Source organism: Shewanella sp. MBTL60-007 (assembly GCF_019654915.1).
GTDB lineage: Bacteria > Pseudomonadota > Gammaproteobacteria > Enterobacterales > Shewanellaceae > Shewanella.
Genome location: NZ_BPET01000112.1, coordinates 1 through 4,658 on the forward strand (window position 1 = coordinate 1; position 4,658 = coordinate 4,658).

Annotated in this window: 4 protein-coding genes and 3 pseudogenes; 1 reads left to right on the top strand and 6 read right to left on the bottom strand. The window is 58.0% G+C overall.

The window, feature by feature from the left end:
- Nucleotides 1-121: 121 nt before the first annotated feature.
- Nucleotides 122-630: pseudogene (locus tag K5Q92_RS23280) on the top strand (IS5 family transposase); the annotation flags it as partial.
- Nucleotides 631-773: 143 nt separating this feature from the next.
- On the opposite strand, the gene K5Q92_RS23285 reads toward K5Q92_RS23280, so the two are convergent.
- The 6 genes and pseudogenes from K5Q92_RS23285 to K5Q92_RS23310 form a co-directional block, all read right to left on the bottom strand.
- Nucleotides 774-1,127, bottom strand: a complete 354-nt coding sequence (locus K5Q92_RS23285) for a nuclear transport factor 2 family protein (protein WP_031943237.1) — start codon at nucleotides 1,125-1,127, stop codon at nucleotides 774-776.
- Between the two features lie 33 nt (nucleotides 1,128-1,160).
- A complete protein-coding gene (gene mrx(F), locus K5Q92_RS23290) occupies nucleotides 1,161-2,354 on the bottom strand; it encodes a macrolide resistance MFS transporter Mrx(F) (protein ID WP_220771203.1) in 1,194 nt (397 codons plus the stop codon).
- The gene (locus K5Q92_RS23295; protein ID WP_021263608.1) at nucleotides 2,351-3,250 is read right to left on the bottom strand and encodes an Mph(F) family macrolide 2'-phosphotransferase; all 900 of its coding nucleotides are present in this window, start codon (nucleotides 3,248-3,250) and stop codon (nucleotides 2,351-2,353) included. The genes mrx(F) and K5Q92_RS23295 overlap by 4 nt, the downstream gene beginning before the upstream one ends.
- 52 nt (nucleotides 3,251-3,302) lie before the next feature.
- Nucleotides 3,303-3,884: a macrolide resistance transcriptional regulator MphR(F) gene (mphR(F), locus tag K5Q92_RS23300; protein WP_021263609.1), complete on the bottom strand. Its 582-nt coding sequence runs from the start codon at nucleotides 3,882-3,884 to the stop codon at nucleotides 3,303-3,305.
- A 315-nt stretch (nucleotides 3,885-4,199) separates the two neighbouring features.
- Nucleotides 4,200-4,529: pseudogene (locus tag K5Q92_RS23305) on the bottom strand (transposase); the annotation flags it as partial.
- Nucleotides 4,530-4,583: 54 nt separating this feature from the next.
- Nucleotides 4,584-4,658: pseudogene (locus tag K5Q92_RS23310) on the bottom strand (IS6 family transposase); the annotation flags it as partial.

A 4,658-nucleotide genomic window follows, 5' to 3' on the forward strand; every position in this document is an offset into this window, starting at 1 on the left:
GTACCAGCGTACGGCCCACAGAATGATGTCACGCTGAAAATGCCGGCCTTTGAATGGGTTCATGTGCAGCTCCATCAGCAAAAGGGGATGATAAGTTTATCACCACCGACTATTTGCAACAGTGCCCCTGCAGATGATCGACAGCACCGTGATCCGCGCCCACCATCAGGCAGCGGGCGCTAAAGGGGGACTCCGCGACAGGGTTTCGGCCGTTCTCGAGGTGGCTTTACGACCAAAATCCACCTCCTCGTCAATGCACACGGGCTTCCCATGAGGGCAGAGATTACGCCAGGCCAGACGTCAGACTATCTCGGCTTCGATCTGGTGATGGCGGATAATCTGCCCCGCCCGAGTGTGCTGCTCGCGGATCGCGGCTACGATGCAGACAAGATCAGAGACGGCATGGAGGGGCGCAACGTCCTGCCCGTGATACCGATGCGCAAGTCTCGCAAGAAGCGGATTGGTGTCGATCGCTCCCTGTATCGCCTGCGTAATCTGGTCGAACGCTGCTTCAACAAACTCAAAAACGCCAGGCGTGTCGCGACCCGCTACGACAAAACCGCGGAAAGCTTCCTCGGCTTCATTGACATCACGTCGATCCGTCTCTGGATCCGCCATTTGTCAACATGACCTAGCCAAGAAGCCTCTCTCCGCACCGAACTGGTAAGCCGGGCAATCGAGGAAGCCACTCCCCTGATTGCCGGTTTTGAAAACATTGCAGTGCTCGAGCATCTCGATGTCGCGGTGCCACCAGCTGCCAGATTGGTCCAATCCTAGCCACCGACGGTATGTTGGTGCAGCACGATACGCCATACTTGCCCGATAAACACATAGGTAGATGAGCAAAATGCGGCGTAAGGCTGTTCACCCCGCTTCGCCTGCGCCTCGTAGCTGAAAACGACGACATTTTCTGTCGGCAGTTGCCAATGCCCCCCCTCAATTGTGACCTCGTCCCAGCGGGCGAAATTTCCGAGGCTGGCCAAAATTTCCTGCCGTGTCAAAATACCGATCGGCTTTGGAAAAACCATGAAACACTCCGGTGCCATGATCTTATCGAAAGCCTCGGAGCCTTCCAGCCAGAGCCTACGCTCCAACCCGGCAATCTGCTCTTTCAGTGCTGCATGCATGTCGGTTTCTCCTTATGCCGAGGGAATTGAGGCTCAGCGCGGCCCGGCGTCCGCGGACCGCGACCACAACTGCGTACACATGGTAGCCAACGCCGTAGCCAGCATGCAGGCCATCAGCGCCATGCCACTTCCCAGCGTCTCGACCAGGAGACCCGTTAGGAGGGCAATTGGTATCCCTGCCGCCAAAGTCAGAACTGCACTCGCGCTTTGCACCCGTCCGCGCAGATGCTGAGGCGCTTGGATGAAGAGCATAGTGTTCAGGGCGACACCCAAAGGGGCCAGCAGAAGCCCATAGATGAAGGCCAACGGGAGGATGGCTGGGAGAGGCGGAAGAAGCGCCACCGGCACCATTGCCAATGACGCGACAATCACGAGAAGTGCAGTGAACTGCCCGGCCAGCTTTGGAAAGATCGTCAGCAGCAAGGCACCGCAGAGCGATCCGGCGCCGATCGAGGAAGCGGCCAAACCGAATTCCTGAGGCGCTCTGGCAGCCTGATGAAAAAGGGAGGGTAGCAGCACGCTCGTAGTAGTGCTGGTAAAACCCACCACCACCATGACAAGCAACGTCAGATAGGCGAGCGGAGGAGCGCGAAATATAAAGCCGAACGCCGAGAGCATGCCGCCATCATTACGCTTAGTGCGTCGGCGCGCCTCTGAGAGCCAGACGGCAATCAGAAGCGCCGAAAGCATGCTGCATGTGAAGGCGATGACCAGGGCCACGCTCGCACCGCCAAAGCCGATAGAGATACCAGCAAGGGCCGGACCGGCCACGAAGGACGCATTGCCGATCAGCGACTTGAGCGAAACGGCACGCGCCAGCGGGATCTGGCCAAGCCGCGCCAGTTCTGGAATGCGATTATCTTGCGCCGTCATGCCGGGGCTGTCGAGCAGCGCGCCCGCAGCCACCAGCACGGCGATGAAAGGCAGCGCTTCAGGCCCGAGCTGCACTATGGCAGGAACCGCACCCACGCAGACAGCGCTCGCCAATCCCGCGATGATCGCGACCCTGCGCGCGCCATGCCGATCGATCAGCGCCCCTCCGAAAAAAGCGCCGATAACCAAAGCAATAAGGCTCGCGCTTGCAATCGCTCCGGCCCAGAGCCCGCTGCCGCTGAGATCGAGTACCAACCACGGCAGGGCGACGGCGGCAAACGCATTGCCCAGGCGAAACAGGCACCCTGCGGCAAGTACACCCAGGAGCGGGGCCGCGGACCGACGGAGCGTCAAATCCCTGGCGCCGACAAAAGCCCCTGGGCACCCTCCAGATGCTCTGCGCTGCCCGTCTTAAGGGCGAACATAGCATATCGGATGCCCTCGGCGCTCTGCAGCATCTTGCAATGCTCAACTATACGCGGCCAGGTTTGTCCCCCCGCCGCCTCGTAGTGACCGAGGAGGTCGCGCAGGCTAGCTTCGCCGAACACCTTGAGATGTCCAGCCAGATCGATTCCAGGATCGCCGATATGAGCCTCACTCCAGTCGATTATCCCGCAGACAGTACCGTCCGATTTGACCATGACATGCCCGACATAAAGATCGCCGTGCACTGAGGCGGCATGGGTAGGCCAGAATGACAAGTCAGCAAGCCAAGCGCGCCAGAGGGCAAGTCTTGCTGCCGGTACCTCAAAGCTTTTCTCGACAGTTTCGAGATCGCGCGTCCAGTTCTCTCGTACGGCATCGATACTGAGATTGCTTAGCCCCGCGCTAATTGCATCGTCGGTGTCGAGCCCATGCAATTGCGCGAGCGCCGCGCCCAGCGTTTCAACATAGACCGGAGAATTCTGGTCAAAGTGCCAGGTCGTCTCATAGGTCGAGGCGTCAAATGTCAGCCCCGGATTGCCCGGCAGGGAGGGGTAGGCGATGAGATCATCGCTAAAGACCTTCCAGTCCGGCACAGCGACTGGCAGCCGACTGCGGAAATAGTCGAGTATCTTCGCTTCCTTGACTGCCGCACATGCCACGTCCGTCCGGCGCGGCATCCGCAAAACCCACTCTACAGCGTCCCCATCCCTGCCGAAAGCAACTTGGAAATCGAGGCCCATTTCGTTGAGCCTAAGGGAACCGGGCGCAAGCTCCAAGCCTGCCTCCCTGGCCAGCTTCAGTATTCGGTCCGTGTCGTGCAGCATCGCATATCTCATTTATAACTTGCGCGTATGTTATAAACTGATGGAGCAATTGTCAATCGTTTGGCGCAATGCCATTGCCGGGAAAGATCAGGTCCAGCTGAAGCCGTATGTGATCGAGGATATGCCGTTTGAGTTCGCTTGGGCTGTCCACACCCGCCTGAAGTGCTGCGCCCTGCATGGTGGCCTGGATAAGACTTGCCAGCATATCATTTTGCCCCTCGGAAGCGTCGGGCAGTCGCTCCGAGATGGCGTTTCTGATAAGGCGGTTCCTGGCCTTGGCAATGGTATTGAGTTCCTTGTCTACCATGTCGTCGCGCAGCATCATCAGCAGAGATGGCAACCGGTCGTCGCTACCCATCGAATTCACGAGAGTACGAAGGAAAGTCCAGACGTCATCGACACCCTGATGAGAGGGCGCCTCTTGCAAGTACTCTTCGAGCATCTGGAGCCCGCGTTCTGCGACCCGCAGTTGCAGGCCGTCGCGATTCTGGAAGCGTTGAATCAAGGCGGCTCGGCTGAGGCCTACTTCCGTGGCAACGTCAGACAGGGTGAACGCCTCACGTTGAGGGCGCAACATGATCTTCAGAGCCGCATCAAGGACGGTATTGTCATCGACGGTTTTGGGTCTCGGCACGCAATCACCCCGACTGTTGGAATGCGCAAACTCTATATAACTGTCGCGTCAGTTACAATTGAGGTATTTGAGAAGCGGGCGCTACGGTGATTTCCATTTCAAGGCTGGGGCGGTCCAGTTGATTTGCGGGGGTCGACGATTTGTTGAACGAAACTGGCGTTTTACGGGCGCCGAGCGGTGTAATCGCCTGCTGTATCGCGCATTGTTCCGATGTCACTGAGAAGCCTATCGCTCGCATAGAAGAGCTCACACCGCGCCAAACTTCGCGCCCGCCAGCTACCTATGAATTCGGCTAAAACTCTAAGAAATTCTAGGTCATGTTGACAAATGGCGGATCCAGAGACGGATCGACGTGATGTCAATGAAGCCGAGGAAGCTTTCCGCGGTTTTGTCGTAGCGGGTCGCGACACGCCTGGCGTTTTTGAGTTTGTTGAAGCAGCGTTCGACCAGATTACGCAGGCGATACAGGGAGCGATCGACACCAATCCGCTTCTTGCGAGACTTGCGCATCGGTATCACGGGCAGGACGTTGCGCCCCTCCATGCCGTCTCTGATCTTGTCTGCATCGTAGCCGCGATCCGCGAGCAGCACACTCGGGCGGGGCAGATTATCCGCCATCACCAGATCGAAGCCGAGATAGTCTGACGGGCACTGTTGCAAAGTTAGCGATGAGGCAGCCTTTTGTCTTATTCAAAGGCCTTACATTTCAAAAACTCTGCTTACCAGGCGCATTTCGCCCAGGGGATCACCATAATAAAATGCTGAGGCCTGGCC